Source organism: Streptomyces sp. NPDC015532 (assembly GCF_043078065.1).
Lineage (GTDB): Bacteria > Actinomycetota > Actinomycetes > Streptomycetales > Streptomycetaceae > Streptomyces.
Map to the genome: position 1 here is coordinate 246926 of NZ_JBIBSY010000015.1, position 18712 is coordinate 265637.

General features: G+C 71.9%; 15 protein-coding genes. 5 read left to right on the forward strand and 10 right to left on the reverse strand.

The features are described from left to right. The first annotated feature begins 49 nt into the window (after nt 1–49). Entirely contained in the window at nt 50–1807 is a 1758-nt protein-coding gene (locus ACF07B_RS34565; protein WP_392181832.1) for a choline/carnitine O-acyltransferase, read from the forward strand. Nucleotides 1808–1887: 80 nt separating this feature from the next. On the opposite strand, the gene ACF07B_RS34570 is transcribed toward ACF07B_RS34565, so the two are convergent. The 4 genes from ACF07B_RS34570 to ACF07B_RS34585 all read right to left on the reverse strand — a co-directional run bounded on the left by ACF07B_RS34570 (nt 1888) and on the right by ACF07B_RS34585 (nt 7787). Continuing rightward, a complete protein-coding gene (locus ACF07B_RS34570) occupies nt 1888–2607 on the reverse strand; it encodes a helical backbone metal receptor (protein ID WP_384242365.1) in 720 nt (239 codons plus the stop codon). Nucleotides 2608–2700: 93 nt separating this feature from the next. After that, nucleotides 2701–3282 carry a helix-turn-helix domain-containing protein gene (locus tag ACF07B_RS34575; protein ID WP_392181833.1) on the reverse strand — a complete coding sequence of 194 codons (582 nt, stop codon included), beginning with the start codon at nt 3280–3282 and terminating at the stop codon, nt 2701–2703. A gap of 811 nt (nt 3283–4093) precedes the next feature. Beyond that, the gene (locus ACF07B_RS34580) at nt 4094–6703 is read right to left on the reverse strand and encodes an ABC transporter permease/substrate binding protein (protein ID WP_392181834.1); all 2610 of its coding nucleotides are present in this window, start codon (nt 6701–6703) and stop codon (nt 4094–4096) included. Next, nucleotides 6696–7787: a glycine betaine/L-proline ABC transporter ATP-binding protein gene (locus tag ACF07B_RS34585; RefSeq protein WP_392181835.1), complete on the reverse strand. Its 1092-nt coding sequence runs from the start codon at nt 7785–7787 to the stop codon at nt 6696–6698. Before ACF07B_RS34585 ends, ACF07B_RS34580 begins: the two co-directional genes overlap by 8 nt. Nucleotides 7788–7957: 170 nt before the next feature. Between ACF07B_RS34585 and ACF07B_RS34590 the strand changes: the two genes are divergently transcribed. From ACF07B_RS34590 to ACF07B_RS34605, 4 genes are all read left to right on the forward strand, one after another. Further along, nucleotides 7958–8896 (forward strand): 5'-3' exonuclease H3TH domain-containing protein, encoded by a 939-nt coding sequence (locus tag ACF07B_RS34590; protein WP_392181845.1) that lies wholly within the window; start codon nt 7958–7960, stop codon nt 8894–8896. A gap of 101 nt (nt 8897–8997) precedes the next feature. Continuing rightward, complete coding sequence (locus ACF07B_RS34595) at nt 8998–9834, forward strand: siderophore-interacting protein (RefSeq protein WP_369484753.1); 837 nt, start codon at nt 8998–9000, stop codon at nt 9832–9834. 651 nt (nt 9835–10485) lie between these two features. Next, nucleotides 10486–12036 carry an amino acid permease gene (locus ACF07B_RS34600; RefSeq protein WP_392181836.1) on the forward strand — a complete coding sequence of 517 codons (1551 nt, stop codon included), beginning with the start codon at nt 10486–10488 and terminating at the stop codon, nt 12034–12036. 3 nt (nt 12037–12039) lie between these two features. After that, on the forward strand, nt 12040–12999 hold the full coding sequence (locus ACF07B_RS34605; protein ID WP_392181837.1) for an RluA family pseudouridine synthase: 960 nt from the start codon (nt 12040–12042) through the stop codon (nt 12997–12999). Between the two features lie 28 nt (nt 13000–13027). Here ACF07B_RS34605 and ACF07B_RS34610 read toward each other — a convergent pair whose 3' ends face one another. From ACF07B_RS34610 to ACF07B_RS34635, 6 genes are all read right to left on the reverse strand, one after another. Further along, a complete protein-coding gene (locus ACF07B_RS34610; RefSeq protein WP_369484756.1) occupies nt 13028–14512 on the reverse strand; it encodes a cytochrome P450 in 1485 nt (494 codons plus the stop codon). 76 nt (nt 14513–14588) lie between these two features. Next, the gene (locus ACF07B_RS34615) at nt 14589–15209 is read right to left on the reverse strand and encodes an ATP/GTP-binding protein (RefSeq protein ID WP_362406658.1); all 621 of its coding nucleotides are present in this window, start codon (nt 15207–15209) and stop codon (nt 14589–14591) included. After that, a complete protein-coding gene (locus ACF07B_RS34620) occupies nt 15190–15639 on the reverse strand; it encodes a DUF742 domain-containing protein (RefSeq protein WP_369484757.1) in 450 nt (149 codons plus the stop codon). Before ACF07B_RS34620 ends, ACF07B_RS34615 begins: the two co-directional genes overlap by 20 nt. Continuing rightward, nucleotides 15636–16043 (reverse strand): roadblock/LC7 domain-containing protein, encoded by a 408-nt coding sequence (locus ACF07B_RS34625; RefSeq protein WP_326788791.1) that lies wholly within the window; start codon nt 16041–16043, stop codon nt 15636–15638. The genes ACF07B_RS34620 and ACF07B_RS34625 overlap by 4 nt, the downstream gene beginning before the upstream one ends. Further along, nucleotides 16040–17617, reverse strand: a complete 1578-nt coding sequence (locus ACF07B_RS34630) for a sensor histidine kinase (protein ID WP_369484758.1) — start codon at nt 17615–17617, stop codon at nt 16040–16042. Before ACF07B_RS34630 ends, ACF07B_RS34625 begins: the two co-directional genes overlap by 4 nt. A 305-nt stretch (nt 17618–17922) precedes the next feature. Next, complete coding sequence (locus ACF07B_RS34635; RefSeq protein ID WP_392181838.1) at nt 17923–18549, reverse strand: TetR/AcrR family transcriptional regulator; 627 nt, start codon at nt 18547–18549, stop codon at nt 17923–17925. Nucleotides 18550–18712: the final 163 nt, after the last annotated feature.

Here is an 18712-nt window from a genome sequence, read left to right on the forward strand (position 1 = left end):
GGATGGGTCAGGCAACGCGACCTTCGCCCAGGAGGACAGCCTCCCGCGCGTGCCGCTGCCTACGCTGGACGCGAGCTGCGAGAGGTTCCTCGCGTGGTGTACGCCGCTGCTGACCGCCGAGGAGCGCTCGGCGACCGAGGCGGAGGTGGCCGCCTTCCTCCGGCCCGGCGGCCCCGGCCGGGTGCTGCATGCCGCGCTGGAGGAGTACGACGCCACGGAGGGCGTGCACAGCTGGCTCGACACCTTCTGGCCGTACCGGTACCTGGGCCGCCGGGACCGGATCGCCCTCAACGCCAACTTCTTCTTCCTGTTCAAGGACTCCGGCCAGGCGCAGGTGGAGCGGGCGGCCGGGCTCGTCGCCGGGGCCCTCGACTACAAGCGGCGGCTCGATCAGGGGCTGATTCCCCCGGTGGTGCAGCGCGGGGCACCTCAGTCGATGGTGCAGAACAAGTTCCTGTTCTCCAGCACGCGTATCCCCGGCGCGCAGCAGGACACCGTCCGCGCCCCCATCACCGAGGAGTGGCCCGGCCCGTCCGAGGCCCGGCACGTCGTGGTGTTCTTCCGGGGCGGCATGTTCCGGCTGGACGTGCTCGGTCCGGACGGTGTCCCGCACAGCCTGGACGACATCGAGGCGGGGCTGCGCGCCGTGATGAAGGCCGATCCGGCCGGCGCGGACACCTCGGTGGGCCACCTCACCACGCTGGCCCGCGCCGAGTGGGCGGCCGCCCGGGAGGCCCTGCTCGCCTGCCACCCCCGCAATGCCGAAGCCCTCGACGATGTCGAGACCGCGCTGTTCTGCGTCGCGCTGGAGGACTTCGCCCCCGCGGACGTCCAGGACGCCTGTGACCAGTTGCTCTACGGCGACCGCGGCAACCGCTGGTTCGACAAGGCCGTGTCGTTCGTCGTCTTCGCCGACGGACGGGCGGGCATCAACGTCGAACACTGCGAGCTGGACGGGACCACGATCCTCACCTTCACCGACGCCCTGCTCGACACCCCGGCCGAGGAGCAGTCCCGGCAGTCCGGAGCCCGCTCCCAGGGGCTGCCGGCGCTGGAGCCGATCGTGTTCGCGCTGGACGACGCGCTGCGGAACCAGGCGCGCTCCGCCGCCGACGCGTTCGCGGCGTACGGGGAGAACACCGCGACCAGCACGGTGTCGTTCGCGGACTTCGGCAGCGACGCGGCCAAGGCGCTGGGGGTCTCGCCGGACGCGTTCGTCCAGGCCGCGTACCAGCTCGCCCACCAGCGCGCCAAGGGGCACCTGGGCGCCACGTACGAATCGATCGCCACCCGGCAGTACCGGCACGGGCGGACCGAGGCGATGCGCGTCGTCACCACCGAGATGGTGGCTTTCGTGGCGGCGATGGAGGACCCGGCGGCGGACGCGGACGCCCGGCGCGCCGCGTTCCGGGCGGCCACCCAGGCCCATGTGGCGCGCGCGAAGGCGTGCCAGGCCGGGCAGGTGCCGGAGCAGCACCTGTGGGAGCTGGAGCTGATCCAGCGCCGGCGGGGGGCCGAGCTCGGGGTGACCGAGCAGCCCGCGCTGTACCGGACGCCGGGCTGGCTGACCATGCGGGACGACTACCTGAGCACGAGTTCCGCGCCGTCCGTGAACATCCAGTACTTCGGCTTCGGGTCGACCAGCAGCCAGTGCATCGGCGTGGCCTATGTGCTGCTGCCCGACCGGTTCAACCTGTACCTGAGCACGCCGGAGCCGGTCGCCGCGCAGATGCGGACGTTCGCCGACCGGCTCCGGGAGGCGCTGGACGAACTCCGCGAGCTGCTGGCGACCGAGCCCGAGGGCTGAGGGACCCCGCCGCCGGACCGGGACTCCCCGAGGGGACCGCGGTCCGGCGGCCCGGAAGGCTCCCGCGGCTGAACCCGTGGTTACGACACCGCTGCCCGCAAGGCTTCCCCGAGCCGCGCCGGTGCCTCGGCCAGGGACGGTCCGTACCAGGTCAGCAGGCGGCCGTCGACCAGGGCGCAGGGAACCCCCGGGAAGGATTCCGGCCCGTCGTCGGCGGTGAAGCGGTACGGCTCGTCGGGCAGCACGACGAGGTCGGGGGCCGCCGCGGTCAGCTCGGTGAGCGGGACGCGGGGATAGCGCTCCTCGTGGCCCGCGTAGACGTTGTCGACGCCCAGCCGGGCGAGCACGTCTCCGGCGAAGGTGTCGCGGCCCAGCACCATCCAGGGCCGCCGCCAGACCGGCACGATCGCGGTCGTCCGGCGTGCCGGGGCGGGCCGTCCCTCCCACGCGGTCTCCGCCTCGTCCAGCCAGCGCGGGCGTCCGCGCGCGCCGCAGGCGGCGAGCACCCGGTCCAGTTCGCGAAAGGCCCCCGGCACGTCCCGCACCTCGGTGACCAGCACCTCGATCCCCGCCTCCCGCAGGGCGGCCAGATCGGGCTCCCGGTTCTCCTCCTCGTTGGCGACGACGAGATCGGGCCCGAGCCGCAGGACGGCGTCGATGTCGGGGTTCTTGGTGCCCCCGATCCGGACGACGTCCAGGTCGGCGGGGTGGCTGCACCAGTCGGTGGCGCCGGCCAGGACGCCGGGCACGGACACGGCCACGGCCTCCGTGAGCGAGGGCACGAGGGACACCACCCGCATACCCGTCCGCCTCTCCCGCGCCGTCCGCCTCTTCCGCCATCCTCCCCCGGGCCGCCCGGGCCCGCCCGGCCGGCTCCCCGTGGCCCGCGCGGCTCAGCGCTTGCCGAAGGTGTGCCGGTCCTCCACCGCGTCGATGTGGTCGGCGACCTCCACGACGACGACCCGGGTGTCCGCGACGGTGGCGCGCCAGCGGTGCCGCACTCCGCCCGTGAGGTAGAGCGTGTCGCCCCGCCCCAGCCGATGGGCACGTCCCTCCGCCTCGACCTCGACCCCGCCGTCGGCGACGTACATCAACTTGTCGTTGCGGTGCTGGAGTTCACGGGCTTCCTCGTGGTCGCCGGTGAACTCGGCGGCGTGCAGCTGGTGGTGACCGCGTACCAGGGGGCGCGCGTGGGCTCCGGGAGTGAACTCGGCCCCGGCGTCGGCGCGCACGACGTCGACACTGCACGCGGGGTCGGCGGCGGCGAGCAGGTCGACGGCCGTGGTGCCGAGGGCGTCGGCGACACGCTCCAGGGAACTTCGGCTGGGCCGGGCCCGCTCGTTCTCCACCTGGCTGAGAAAGGGCACCGACAGGCCGCTGCGTTCGGCCACGACGGCGAGAGTGAGCCGCAGTGCCCTGCGCCGTCGCCGTACGGCCGCACCCACCCGAAGGGGCTGTTCTTTGTGGTCGCCCATCGCTCCGGCTCCCTCCCTCGCGTCGTCGGTCCGCGAACCGTGCGGTTTTCCGGCCCGCCGCTTCTGTTGAGTTGTTTGCACCCTACGCATGTTCGGCAAACCGTTTCATGGACCCGTCACATCGCTGTCACTTCGAGGGAGTGTGAGGGTTACACTTCGCGCCACCGCGCGAGCCGTCGCGCGCCTGGCGCCGCCGCCCCTTCACACGGGGCGAAAGGGCCGATCACGGGGGCGGGACACCCCGCCCGGACCCTCCGACGGCGCGATCCGACCCTGAAGTGCCGTGCCCCGGTGCGCTGTTGCCCGTCGGACACCGCCCCGGGGCGCGTGGCGGCGGTCGGGTCCGGCCATGTCCTGGCACACGGAGCTGATGTGCGGCAAGCCCTCGCAACGGCGCCGGGGGACGGCCGGTCCGACGGACGCGCGGCCGGCGCCGTGGCCCCGAACGCGGCGACGGGGTGCGGTCGCGGACCGCGGCACGGTTGTCCGGATCCCTCTCGTACGCCAGTACGCGATCACCGGCGGCTCCGCCCGCGCGTGCGGACCGGCGACCGCGCCGGGGAGAGTCCGCGGGCCCCGGGAACGCGGCGAGGGGGGGGGGGGGGGGGGGGGGGGGGGGGGGGGCCCCCCCCCCCCCCCCCCCCCCCCCCCCCCCCCCCCCCCCCCCCCCCCCCCCCCGCGCGGGGGGGCCGCCCCCCGCGCGCCGGGCGGGGGGGGGCCCGCGGGCGGGGCCGGCCCCCCCCCCCCCCCCCCCCCCCCCCACCCCTCGGAATGAACCGCTCACCGCGCCTCGGCGTGGACGGCTCCTCCGCTACCGCGGCGTCATCCGCCGCACCATGTCCGGGTGCTCGTCGAGCCACGCGGAAACGGCTTCCTCCTCGTGCCCCTGGCCGCGCCGCTTGATCTCGCCCTCCAGGCTGCCGAGTTCGGCCTCGCTCATCCTGAAGTTCTTGATCCACTCAGTGAGCTTCGGGTACTGGCCGGGGAACTTCTCGCTGGAAATGGTGCGGATCGTGTTGCCCTCGCCGAACAGCTTCCTGTCGTCGGTGAGCTTGGTGAGCTTGTACTGGCTGTACGCCCAGTGCGGCGACCACAGGACGACCGCGACCGGCTTCTTCTGGGCGTACGCGCGCTTCAGCTCGGTCAGCATCGCGGGCGTGGAGCCGTCGACGACCTCGTACTCCTTGTCCAGGCCGTAGCCCGGAAGCACCTTCTTCTTGAGGAGGTTCATCTCACCGGTGCCCGGCTCGATACCGATGATCTTGCCGCCGAAGGTCTTCGACTTGCCCTTGAGGTCGGCGAGGGACTTGACGTCCTTCACGTACGAGGGGACCGCGATCTCCAGGGAGGTCGGCTCGTACCAGGTGCCCAGATCCTTCAGGTCGTCCTTGTGCCGGTCCCAGTAGTTGGACTGGGCGTACGGCAGCCAGGCGTCGAAGTTGAGGTCGAGGTCGCCGGAGGCCAGGCCGGTGTAGACCGGGCCGACGTCCATCTGCTTGAGGTCGACCGTGTAGCCGCGCCGGGCGAGCACGTTCTTCCACAGATAGGTGACGGCGACGTCCTCGTCCCAGGGGAACCAGGCGACGTCCAGCGGACGCTTCGCCTCGGCCGGGACGCCGGAGCCCTTGACGGGGGCCAGCGCGCCGACGACCGAGGGGTTCTTCTTCAGCCAGGCGCGCACGGCGTCCTGCTGCCGGCCCTTCCCGGCGTTGTTGATCTCGGCTTCGAGGCCCGTGAGCTGCTTCTCGGTCATCTTGAAGTTCTTCAGCCACTCGCCGACGACCGGGTCGTCCTTCGCGAAGCCCTTCCGGGACAGGGTGTGCACCCCGTCGCCCTTGCCCCAGGCGCCCTTGGGGTCCTTGAGCTTCTTCAGCTTGTAGTCGCTGTAGGCCCAGTGCGGCGACCAGAGGGTGGCGACGATCGGTGCCTTCTTGGCGTACGCGCGCTTCAGCTCGGCCAGCATCGCGGGCGTGGAACTGTCGACGACCTCGTACTCCTTGTCGAGCCCGTACGCCTTGAGCACCTTGCTCTTGAGCAGGCCCATCATTCCGGCGCTGGACTCGATACCGGTGATCCTGCCGCCGAACCTCGCGGCCTGCCCCTTGAGGTCCTCCAGGGAGTCGATGCCCTTCATGTAGGCGGGCACGGACAGTTCCAGGGACGTCGGGCCGTACCAGGAGCCCAGGTCGTCCAGCCGCTCGCCGTACTTCTTCCAGTAGTCGGCGTGCGTGGTCGGCAGCCAGGAGTCCGTCTCGAAGTCGATGTCGCCCTGGGCCAGCGAGGTGTACAGGGGGCCGGCGTCGAACTGCCTGGCCTCCACCTGGTAGCCGCGCTCCTCCAGGATCTCCTTCCAGAGGAAGGTGGAGGCGACGCCCTCGTCCCAGGGGATGTAGCCGATGGTGACCTTCTTGCCCTGGCCGATGTTCTCGCCGTCGGCGGCGGTGGACGTCGCCGTCGAGCCGCCGAAGAGGCCCATCCCGCCCGCGACGAGCGCGAGCACGACGACACCCGCCATGGCCACGACGGGACGGGGACGGTACGACCAGATCTTCAGGCCCCGCGCGGCGCGCGCCCTGGCGGCGGCACGGCGGCCGAGCGGAGAGACCTGGGTGCCGAGCGCGCCGGTCATGCGGTCGAGGTAGATCGCGAGGATGACGATGGCGACGCCGGCTTCGGAGCCGAGGCCGACATCGAGCTGGCCGATGGCCTCGTTGACGTCGCCGCCGAGGCCGCCGGTGCCGACCATGCCGGCGATGGCGGCCATGGACAGGCCCAGCATGATGACCTGGTTGACGCCCGCCATGACGGTGGGCAGGGCGAGCGGAAGCTGGATGCGCAGCAGGGTGGCGCGCGGGGTGGTGCCGAACGCCTCGGCGGCCTCGACGAGGTCCTTGTCGACCTGGCGGATGCCCAGTTCGGTCATACGGACACCGGGGGCCAGCGCGAAGATCAGGGTGGCGACGATGCCGGCGGAGGCTCCGGTTCCGAAGAACAGGATCGCCGGGATGAGGTAGATCATCGCGGGCAGCGTCTGCATGAAGTCGAGGACCGGCCGGACGATGGAGCTGACCCGGGCGGAACGGGCCGCCCAGATGCCCACGGGCACGGAGACGACGAGCGCGATGAGCGTCGCGACGAGGACCAGGGACAGGGTCACCATCGCGTCCTCCCACAGGTCGAGGGAGTCGATGAAGGCGAATCCGGCGAAGGTGAGAAAACCGGCCAGGGTGCCGCGCAGCCAGAAGGCGATGACGGCGAAGATGCCGGCGAGGACGAGCGGCTGGGGCGCCTGGAGGACCGCGTCGATGCCGTCGTAGGTGCCCGAGAAGACGGTCTTGAGGAAGTCGAAGAGCCACGCCATGTGGTTCAGCAGCCAGTCGACCGCGTCGTTGACCCAGTCGCCGAAGGGGATCCTAGGCATGGGCCTTCACCCCCTTGTCCTGTCCGCTGTCCTGTCCGCCGGGACAGGTCCGGGGGCCGCCCTGCTCGTCGCCGAGGAAGCCGACGAGCCGCTGCCGCGGGACGACACCCACGAGGGCGCGCTTCTCGTCGAGGACGGCGACCGGGTGCGAGAGGCGGGCGCTGATCGCGCAGAGGTCCACGAAGGGCGTGCCGGTCGTGGCGGTCTCGCAGGAGCAGTCGGCCTCGTCGCCGCGCAGGTCCGTGTCCATGACGGCGCCCGCGGTCAGCACCCGCGAGCGGTCGACGTCCTGGGTGAAGGAGGCGACGTAGTCGTCGGCAGGCCGGACGAGGATGTCCTCGGCGGAGCCGGTCTGGACGATGCGGCCGTCCCGCATGACGGCGATGCGGTCGCCGAGACGCATCGCCTCGTTGAGGTCGTGCGTGATGAAGACGATGGTCTTCTCCAGCTTCTTCTGGAGCTCCAGAAGCTGGTCCTGCATGTCGCGGCGGATCAGCGGGTCCAGCGCGCTGAACGACTCGTCCATGAGCAGCAGATCGGCGTCGGTGGCGAGCGCGCGGGCGAGGCCCACGCGCTGCTGCATCCCGCCGGACAGTTCGTCGGGCCAGGACTTCTCCCAGCCGGCGAGTCCGGCCAGTTCCAGGGCCGCGGCCGCCCGTTCCCGGCGTTCGGCGGCCGGTACGCCCTGGACCTCCAGGCCGTAGGCGGCGTTCTCCAGCACACTGCGGTGCGGGAACAGCGCGAAGTGCTGGAAGACCATGCTGATCTTCCGGGAGCGGACCTCGCGCAGTTCGCGCGCGCTGAGCGCGGTGAGGTCCTGACCGTCGAAGCGCACGTGTCCCGCGGTGGGCTCCAGCAGTCCGTTGAGCATGCGCAGCAGCGTGGACTTGCCGGATCCGGACAGGCCCATGACGACGAAGATCTGCCCCGGTTCCACCGTGAAGGACGCGTCGATCACGGCGGCGGTGGTGCCGTCGGCGCGCAGTTCCTCACGGTCGGCGCCCTGGCGGAGCCGCTCCACGGCCGCGACCGATCGTCTTCCGAACACCTTGTAGAGATGGTCGGCTTCAAGCCTGGATGACACAGGTGCCTCTCGTCGGGGCAGGGGAACACACGGAAGGGGTGATGTCCGTGTCCCCGGCTGCCATTGACGGTTGAATACACAACCGCGTTCGTTCAGTGGCGGCGCCTGCCCCCGCTCACCCGGAGCAAACACGGGAGTGGTTCAGGTCACTGTCAGTGGCGTACGGCATGATGCCGAACGTGACACTTCCGACGCGACGACTCATGCTCCTCGACACCGCCTCGCTGTACTTCCGCGCCTATTTCGGCGTGCCGGAATCCGTGAAGGCCCCGGACGGCACACCGGTGAACGCCGTGCGCGGACTGCTGGAGTTCATCGACCGCCTGGTCAAGGACCACCGCCCGGACGACCTGGTGGCCTGCATGGACGCGGACTGGCGTCCGCAGTGGCGGGTCGACCTGATCCCGTCGTACAAGGCGCACCGGGTCGCGGTGGAGACGGAGACCGGCCCGGACCAGGAGGAGGTGCCGGACACGCTCTCCCCGCAGGTGCCCGTCATCGAGGAGGTCCTGGACGCGCTGGGCATCGCGCGCGTGGGCGTCGAGGGGTACGAGGCGGACGACGTGATCGGCACGTTCACCGGCCGCGCCACCGGTCCGGTCGACATCGTCACCGGCGACCGCGACCTGTATCAACTCGTCGACGACGAGCGGGGGGTGCGCGTGCTGTATCCGCTCAAGGGCGTCGGCACGCTCCAGCTCACCGACGAGGCCTGGCTGCGCGAGAAGTACGGCGTCGACGGCCCGGGGTACGCGGATCTGGCGCTGCTGCGCGGCGACCCGAGCGACGGGCTGCCCGGGGTGCCCGGCATCGGCGAGAAGACGGCGGCCAAACTGCTCGCCGAGTTCGGTGACCTGGCCGGCATCATGGCCGCGATCGACAACCCCAGGGCCAGGCTGACCCCCTCGCAGCGCAAGCGGCTCGACGAGTCGCGGCCCTACCTCGCCGTGGCGCCGACCGTCGTGAAGGTCGCCGGGGACGTGCCGCTTCCCGAGGTGGACACGGCGCTTCCGCACACACCGCGCCGTCCGGCCGCGCTGGACGAACTGGCCGCGCGCTGGGGCCTGGGCGGCTCGCTGCACCGTCTGCTGACGACCTTGCAGGTATAGCTGAACCCTTCTGGCATGACCGATATCGCTTCATCCGTGGATACTGCGCAGAGAGAGGTGCTAACTTAGGTAAGCCTAACCATGTGAATCAGGAGGCAGTCATGGCAGAGCGCCCGGAACGCAAGCCCCGGAAGCCCCACTCCGCGAAGGTCGTGCGGACCGAGCGGCTGACCCCCCACATGCAACGGGTGGTGCTGGGCGGCGACACTCTCGCCGACTTCGCCACGAGCGGCAGAACCGACCACTATGTGAAGCTGCTGTTCGGCGCCGCGGGCGTCACCTACCCGGAGCCCTTCGACCTGGAGCGCATCCGCGAGGAGTTCCCGCGCGAGCAGTGGCCGGTGACCCGCACGTACACCGTGCGCGCCTGGGACCCCGAGGCGCGCGAGCTGACCCTGGACTTCGTGGTGCACGGGGACGAGGGACTCGCGGGACCGTGGGCCCTTCGGGCGCGGCCGGGCGAGGTCGTCCGGTTCATGGGCCCCGGTGGCGCGTACGCGCCCGACACGAGCGCCGACTGGCATCTGCTCGCCGGTGACGAGAGCGCGCTGCCCGCGATCGCCGCCGCGCTGGAGTCGCTGCCGGACGCCGCCACGGTCCGCGCCTTCGTCGAGGTCTCCGGGCCCGAGGAGGAGCAGAAGATCGACTCCGACGCGGAGGTCGTCTGGCTGCACCGCGGTGACCGGCCCGTCGGCACGGCCCTGGTGGATGCCGTACGGGCCCTGGAGTTCCCGGAGGGCCGGCTGCACGCGTTCGTGCACGGTGAGGCCGCCTTCGTGAAGGAGCTGCGGAAGCTGCTGCGGGTCGAGCGCCAGATTCCGCGCGAGGACCTGTCCATCTCCGGCTACTGGCGCCTCGGCCACAACGAGGACGGCTGGCAGGCCGCGAAGCGTGACTGGAACGCCCAGGTGGAGGCGGAGCAGGAGGTACCGGCCTGAGGCCGGACACGTCCGGTACGAACGTCAGGAGGCGGGCCCCCCGGGGGGGGGGGCCCCCCCCGGCGGTTGGGGGGGGGGGGGGGGGGCGGGGGGGGGGGGGGGCCCGGGGGGGGGGGCCGGCCCCGGGGGCGGGCCCGCCGGGGGGGGGCGGCCCCGGGGGCCCGGCCGGTCGCCCGCTCCCGGGCGGCCCCCCCGGCCGGGGGGGCCCCCCGGTCGCCCGGCCCCCCCCTCCTGACGTTTCGTGGGTGGTCGAGAGGCCGGGCGGGGGGCTTGCACGGGGCGGGCGGAAGGCCCCGGGAGCAGGCCCGTACGGGGGTGGCCGGAGGCCGGGCGGGACGCCCGTGTGGGGGTGGCCGGAGGCCGGGCGGGACGCCCGTACGGGGGCGGCCGGAGGCCGGGCGGGACGCCCGTACGGGGGCGGCCGGAGGCCGGGCGGGACGCCCGTACGGGGGTGGCCGGAGGCCGGGCGGGACGCCCGTACGGGGGTGGCCGGAGGCCGGGCGGGACGCCCGTGTGGGGGTGGTCCGGGGGGCGTGAGGAATTGGGCCCGCCACCGACACGGCCGCGTCACGCGGGTGAAACAGGGTCTCCCTAATTTCTGTCACCCGACAGGAATCCCGCTCATCCTTCGCGCCGAAGGCAGGTGCCGCCGTGACCACCACCGCTCCCTCCGACGTACGCCCCGATCCCCCCAACGCCCCGGACGACCGCTCCCTGACCGAGTTCGGCTACCGCCAGGAACTGCACCGCAGCCTCGGCCGGTACGCCTCGTTCGCCGCCGGGTTCTCCTTCATCTCCGTCCTCACCACGGTCTTCCAGTTCTTCGCCTTCGGGTACGCCTTCGGCGGCCCGGTCTTCTTCTGGACCTGGCCGGTCGTGTTCGCCGGCCAGCTCGCCGTCGCCGCCTGCTTCGCGGAACTCGCCGCGCGCTATCCGATCTCCGGCGCGATCTACCAATGGTCCTCGCGCCTGTCGAACGCCTCCTTCGGCTGGTTCGCCGGCTGGATCATGGTGATCGGGCAGATCGTGGTGGTCGCGGCGGCGGCGCTCGCCCTTCAGATGGTCCTGCCCGCGATCTGGCCGGGATTCCAGCTCATCGGCGACGATCCGGCCCCGACCAGCCCCGACGGCGCCGCCAACGCGGCCGTCCTGGGCGTCGTCCTGCTGGTCCTGACGACGCTGGTGAACGTCCTCGACAACCGCGTGATGTCCGCGGTCAACCGGATCGGCGTCACCGCCGAGATCATCGGCGCCGTCCTGATCATCGTGCTGCTGTTCACCCACTCCGAACGCTCCCCCGGCATCACCTTCCACACCGGCGGGGGCGGCGACGGCCTGTTCGGCGCGCTGATGGTGGGCTCGTTCATGGCCGCGTACGTCATGATCGGCTTCGACAGCGCCGGAGAGATGAGCGAGGAGACCCACCACCCGCGGCGGACCGCGCCCCGCACCATCCTCACCGCGCTCGGCGCGGCGGGCCTGCTCGGCGGACTGATCGTGCTCGGCGGACTGCTCGCCGCCCCGAGCCTGACCGACGGCCGGCTCGGCGTCGACGGACTCAGCTACGTCCTGACCAGCAGCCTCGGCGACGGGGTCGGCCGGGCCCTGCTCGCCGACGTGGTGGTCGCCATCGCGGTGGCCACCCTGGCGATCCAGACGGCCGCCTGCCGCATGCTCTTCTCGATGGCCCGCGACAACCAGCTCCCCTTCTCCGGCCGTCTCGCGAAGGTCGACCCGCGCACCGGCATGCCGAGCGCTCCCGCCCTGGTCGTCGGCGTCCTCGCCGCCGCCCTGCTGCTCCTGAACTTCGCCTCCCCGGACGCGTTCCTCGCGATCGGCACGACCTGCATCGTGATGCTGTACCTCGCGTACGCGATGGTCACCGGGCCGCTGCTGGTGCGCCGTCTGCGCGGGCAGCTCACCGCGGACGGCACCGACGAGACGGGCGCCCCGCTCTTCTCCCTCGGCCGCTGGGGCGTCCCCGTCAACGCCCTCGCCCTGGTCTACGGCCTCTTCATGACGGTCAACCTGGCCTGGCCGCGTGCCACGGTGTACGACCCGGCGGGCGGACACTGGTACTTCCAGTGGTTCACCGTGCTGTTCCTCGCCGTGACCCTGGTCGCGGGCGCGGGGTACCGCGCGTACCGGGCGCGGGCGACGGCGGCGGAGTCTCCCGAGGTGGTTCCGGCCTCGTACGCTTGACCGGTGAGACGCAAGCCCCGGATCCCGCCCGCTCCCCTCCCGCAGCGCCACGGGGTCGACCCCGTGCGGATCAGACTGCCGCGGGAGGGGAGCTGGGCCACGGCGCGGGCGTACCTGGTGGAGCGGCTCGCGGCCGGCGACGGCGTCATCGACACGATGATCGGCGAGGGGCTGATCGTCGGCGCGGACGGACAGCCGCTGACCGCCGAAGCCGCCTACGCGCCGGGGATGTTCCTGTGGTTCCACCGGGAGCTGCCCCACGAGGAGCCGGTGCCGTTCCCGCTCGACGTGGTGTACCGGGACGAGCACATCGTCGTCGCCGACAAGCCGCACTTCCTGGCGACGACGCCGCGCGGCAGCCACGTCGCCGAGACGGCTCTGGCCCGGCTGCGCCGGGAGCTGGACCTGCCGGAGCTGGGCGCGGCGCACCGCCTCGACCGGCTGACGGCGGGGCTCGTGCTCTTCACCGTACGGCCCGGGGAGCGCGGCGCGTACCAGTCGCTGTTCCGCGACCGGCTGATCGCCAAGGAGTACGAGGCCGTGGCGCCGTACGAACGCGGTCTCGCTCTGCCGCGCACGGTCAGCAGCCGCATCCTCAAGGAGCGCGGGGTGATGGCCGCCCGGGAGGTGGCGGGCGAGCCGAACGCGGTCAGCGGGATCGACCTGGTGGAGCACCGGGACGGGCTGGGGCGCTACCGGCTGACTCCTCGCACCGGGCAGACCCATCAGCTCCGGGTCCACATGAGCGCGTTGGGCGTGCCCATCCTCGGCGACCCGCTGTACCCGGTGGTGACCGGACCGGTGCCGGCCGGTGACTTCCGGCGTCCGCTGCAACTGCTCGCGCGGACGCTGGAGTTCACCGATCCGGTCACCGGCCGGGCCCACCGGTTCGCCAGTGGACGGACGCTGGAGGCGTGGACCTCGTACGACACCTGGTCGGCCCCGGGCGCCGGGGTTCGGTAGCCCGTGCCGCGGGTGCGGGCGCCCGGGGTCAGTAGCCGCGCCACCAGCGCAGGAGCCGCTGCCAGGCGCCGAGCCGGCCGGCGGGCCCGGGGGTGGCCGGGACGGGCTCGGGGGCCGTCGGCTGCGGTGCGGGTGCGGCCGGTGCCGTGCTGTCGGTGGTCACCTGCCAGTGGGACCGCTGGGCGGGCAGCGCGCGTACGGACGGCCGTTGTGTGACGTCCTGTGTCGGCTTGGGCTCGAAGCGCACGGGCAGATCGACGAGGTGGCGCGAGGACATGGTGCTGCGCCAGCGCAAATCGCTCTCTTCGCAGTCGAGTTCGACGTCCGGCAGCCGCAACAGCAGGGCGTCGACGCCGACATCGGCGATGGCACGGCCGATGTCCTGGCCCGGGCACTCGTGGGGGCCGCCGCCGAAGGCGAGGTGGGAGCGGTTGCCCTGCATGCTCGCGGCCAGGTCGGGACGGATCCGGGGGTCGACGTTGCCGGGCGCGATCCCGAAGAGCAGTCCGTCGCCCTTGCGGATGCGCTGACCGCCCAGCTCCGTCTCCTGCTTGGCGAAGTAGCCGAGGACGGCGCTGAACGGCGGCTCGTTCCACAGGGACTGCTCGACCGCCTCGGGCACGGTCATCTGGCCGCCGTTGAGCTGGGCGCGGAACCGCGGGTCGGTGAGCAGCATGCGCAGTACGTTGGCGATGAGGTTGGCGGTGGCTTCGTAGGCGGCGAGCAGGACGAGCCGCAGGTGCTGGGCCACCTCGTCGTCGGTGAGCCGGGCCGGGTGGTTGATGAGGTGGCTGGTGAAGTCGTCCTCGGGCTCGGCGCGGCGCCGCAGGGTGTGCTGGGTCAGCACGCTCATGACGTACTCGTTGCTGGCGATGGCCGTCTCGGTGCCCTTGAGCAGGTCACGGGTGGCGTGCACCATGCGGTCGTTGTAGTCCTCGGGCATGCCGATGATCTCGCAGAGCACGGACATCGGCAGATGCTCGGCGAACTGTCCGACCAGATCGGCCGTGCCGAGCGGGCAGAACGCGTTGACCAGGCGCTGTGTGGCGCGGTTGATGTAGCGCCGCAGGCTGCGGAAGTCGATGGTCGACATGGCGCCGGTGACGGCGCCGCGCAGTCTGAGGTGTTCGTCGCCCTCGGCGTGGGAGCAGATGGGCTGCCAGGCGATGTGGGGGGCGAGCGGATGGTCCGCTCCGGCCGTGCCGTCCCGGACGGCGGTCCACAGCCGGCTGTCGCGGGTGTAGTGCGCGGGGGTGCTGACCATGTGCAGGTTCTCGGCATGGCCGAGGACCACCCAGACGGGTACGTCGTTGTGCAGCAACACGGGTGCGACGGCGCCGTGTTCGGCCCGCAGCTTCTCGTACAGCGCGCCCAGGTCCTCCGCTTCGGGCCCGTACAGGCGGCGCAGTCCGCCCGGAGGGTCACCGGGGCCGGCGCGGTGGGCTGGGCAGCCCGGCGGGGGGCCGAACGCGGGTTCTTCCGTACCGGTGGGGGAATGGGATTCGGTCGTCACAATGATCGCTCCGAAGCTCAAATACGTTCTGTGGATGGGCAGTTGGCGTACGGATGCCGTCTTCACGGTACGGCGTTCAGCTGTGCGCCGAGGTCATCGCCAGGGAATGCAGGAATCGCATGAGGGTCATCAAGGTGTCCCGGCTCGACGCCCTGCGGCGGGCGTCGCACCGCACGATCGGGATCTCCTCGGCGAGGTCGAGCGCGGCCCGCAGGTCCTCGACCGGGTACCGGGGCGCGTCGGGGAAGTCGTTGACCGCGACGACGAAGGGAACACCGCGCTCCTCCAGGCGTCCGATCACGTCGAAGCTGACTTCCAGACGGCGGGTGTCGATCAGGACGACCGCGCCGAGCGCTCCCTCGAACAGGCCGTTCCACAGGAACCAGAAGCGCTCCTGGCCCGGTGTGCCGAACAGGTAGAGCACCAGTTGCTCGGTGATCGAGATCCGGCCGAAGTCCATGGCCACCGTGGTGGCGGTCTTGGTCTCGGACCCGTAGTTGTCGTCGACCCCGATGCCGGCCTGTGTCATGGTCTCCTCGGTCGTCAGCGGCCTGATCTCGCTGACGGAGCCCACCATGGTCGTCTTGCCGACGCCGAAGCCGCCCACGATCACGATCTTCACCGCGGCCTGCGCGGTGTGCGGGAGGTGGTCCTCGGCGCGAGGGCCCGTGACGGTGTCAGAGCTTTTGAAGTCCATGCATCACCGCTTCGAGGAGGGAACGGTCGGGGAGCGCCTGACGGACGATCGGGGCGCGCGCCTGGACCAGTTCGGCCGCCAGCAGCTCGGTGAGCAGGACGGTCACCACGCTGAACGGCAGACTGAGATAGGCCGAGATCTCAGCCACGGACAGGGGGGTCCTGCACAGCCGCAGCAGCGCCGACTGCTCGGGCTGGGTGGCGGGCGGCGGCGGGAGGGCACGGGCGACGACCAGCGTGACCAGGTCGACCTCGGCCCGGTCGCCGCCCTCACCGCCGCCCGTGAGCACGTACAGGCGCTCCGGGTTCTTCGGTTTGCCCTGGCCCTCCTCTCCCTCGGGGCCGTCCGGGCCCGCGAGGGGGGTGGGCGGCGCGGGAGGGTCCGGGGGCCGCTCCCCGGGTTGGCGCCGTCGGCGTTGTGGAGGAGTCATACGGTCTGCCCGTTGCGGCGCGGCGGACTGGTGAGATGGGCTCCGATCCGTACGACGAGGTCGCGCATGCGGTTGCTCATCAGGCCGGGTTCGGCGGTCTGGTTGGCGAGCACGGCGAGGTAGGCGTTGGGTCCCGCCGACATCAGGTAGAAGTAGCCGCCGTTGATCTCGATGATGACCATCCGCATCCGGCCGTCGCTCTTGGGGATCTCGCCCGCGACGGCCCCGGCCAGGCTCTGCAGGCCCGCGCAGGCCGCCGCGACGCGGTCGGCCGCGTCGGGGTCGCCGCCGTAGCGGGCGATGCGCAGTCCGTCGGCCGAGAGCACCACGATCTGCTGGATACCCGGTACTCCGTCGGCGAGTTCCTTGAGCATCCAGTCGAAGTTGGCTCGCTGCTGAATCACGTGCGGTCCCCCTCGTCGTCGGCCTCGGCAGGGGCCGGCTGGTTGTCCGTGCTGAACGCGGTCGGGTCCGGGTCGCCTTTGAGCCCGTTCATGAACGCCTCGACCCACAGACCGGGTTCGGGCTCCTTCTCCTGCGGCACGGGCTCGGGCTTCCACGAGGCGGCGGCCTCGGCGGCCTCCTGCTCGGCACGCGCCTCGGCGTACCGCCGGCTGAGCGGGACCTTCATCCGGCTGCGGCGCTGCGGGAGGCCGCCCGGCGTCCATTCCGTGACGACCGGGACGTCGTCCTCGCGGGGGTCGCCGCTCGACGAGGGGATGCGGGGGCCGGTGGTGGGCTTGCGCTTCTTGGGCTTGCGCGCGGGGCCCTCGACGCCGCCGTTGTCGATGCCGGCCACGGAGGTGGCTCCGACGCCGTGCGCGAGACCGGGGGCGAAGTCGGTGGTGAGCATGTCACGCGGTGCGACGAGGACGGCGCGGACGCCGCCGTACGCGGACTGCCGCAGCGAGATCTGCATGCTGTACATCTGCGCGAGTCGTCCGACGACGGCCATGCCGAGCCGGGGCGCCTGGCCCATGATGTTCGGGTCGACGCCCGCCGCGGCCAGCCGGAGCAGCTCCTCGATCTTGCCGCGGGCCTCGTCGCTGAGGCTGACGCCGCCGTCCTCGATCTCGATGGCGATGCCGGTCTGCACCTCGATCGCGGTGACGTGCACCTTGGTGTGGGGCGGTGAGTACCGGGTGGCGTTGTCCAGGAGCTCGGCGAGGGCGTGGATGAGCGGTTCGACGGAGACGCCGTTGACGGCGATGTCGACGATGTTGTGCAGCTCGATGCGCCGGTACTCCAGGATGCGGGACATCGCGCCGCGCAGGACGCTGAACAGCGGTACGGGTTCGGGCCATTGGCGTCCGGGACGGCCGCCGCCGAGCACGGCGATGGAGTCGGCGAGCCGGCCGATCAGCGCGGTGCCGTGGTCGATGCGCAGCAGGTCGTCGAAGACCTCGGGGTTGCGCCCGTGGTCCTCCTCCATCTCGCGGAGTTCGTTGTTCTGCTGGTGGACGATGGCCTGGACGCGCCGGGCGATGTTGACGAAGGAGCGCTGTGCCGCGTCGCGCATCGACTCCTCGGCGTCGATGATCTTGAGCAGCTTCTTCAGCAGGTCCTTCTGGGACTTGGCGATCTCCTGGAAGTCCGGGGTGTCGCGGCCCAGGGTGCGAACGACCTCCGAGGGGGAGTCCCCGTCGTGCAGCCGGTCGATCGCGTACGGCAGGACCTCCCGGGTGAAGCGCACGATCTCCTGATCGTGCGCGGCGACGCGCTGTTCCAGGGAGGCGGCGCGGCGCGCGAAGTCGGCCCGCAGTTCACGGGCGACGCGACCGCGGCGGACGGCTTCGCCGCCGATCGCGATGACCAGCAGCGTGGCGAAGCCGCCGCACAGGGCCACCGCACCCTTGGCCTGCTCCGTCACGGCGGCGACGGCGGCGCCGGTCGCCACCGCCATGAGTACGGCCGGCAGCAACAGCACGCGCGCGTAGGGAAGTTCACTGTCACCGGGAGGCGATTGAACACTCACCATGTATGCCCTCTGAGACAAGTCGACTGGGGGTGGGGGAGGTTTGTGGGGGAAACGGAACAGATCGGCACGGGTCAAACCAGATCTTCGGAACTTTTGGGAACAAGCGCACGAATACATCCCAACTCGGTGCGCTGCGGGCGAGCTTAGTCCGACCGGATCAACGCTGTGTCATATTCAGCAAGCACCTGAAACCGCCCATAAGACTGGAGTACCCTCAGCCCCATTTGCACGCTGCGCCCCCATGCGCACACACTCCGTAATGGCGTACGGGCGTACGAACAACGGGAGGAAAGCGGAGCGAGGGGTCAGACCCCGGCGATGCGCAGCGCCGCGTCCGCCGTGGCCTCGGCGAAGGCCGACACCGGGCGCTGCGGATCGGAGCGGTGCACGAGGATGACGCCCTCGATCAGCCCGAACAGCAGATCCGTCCGCAGATCGAGCTCACTCTTGGCGAGCGCGCCGCCGGCCACCGTGGCGGCCAGCAACTGACGGTAGGTGTCCTTGAGTTCGGCCCGCACGGCGTGGAAGCCGGCGAAGCGTTCGGTGCGCACCTCGGGCAGCAGGTAGAGGCCGCCGAGGTTGTGCGGCCCCCCGCAGAGCACCTCCACGTCGGCGCGGCACAGCTGCCACAACCGGCCCTCCGCGGGCGCCGCGTCGTCGGCGAGGAGCTCACGGGCGTACGCCAGGGAAGGAGTGACCGTGGACTCCAGGAGCTCGGCGAGCAGCTCCTCCTTGCCGGTGACGTAGTGGTACATGGACGCCTGACGCATCCCCGCCCGCTCGGCCACCGCACGGGTGGTGGTCGCCGCGTATCCCCGCGTCGTGAACAACTCGGCGGCGGCGTCCAGCAGTTCGGCGCGCGGCGTCAGCCCGCTGTCCGGCCGCTGCGCGGCCCGAGGCCTGCCGACCCGCCGTCCGCCACCCGTTCCCATGCGTTCGATCCTCGCACACCCGGCACGCCCCGACGGGGCTCCCCCGCGCGGGGCGCCGCCCCCCCCCCCCCGCGGGGGGGGGCCCCCCCCCGCGGGGGGGCCCGCCGGGGGGGGCCCGGACCCCCCCGGCCCCCCCCGGGCCCCGCCCCGCCCCCCCCCCCCC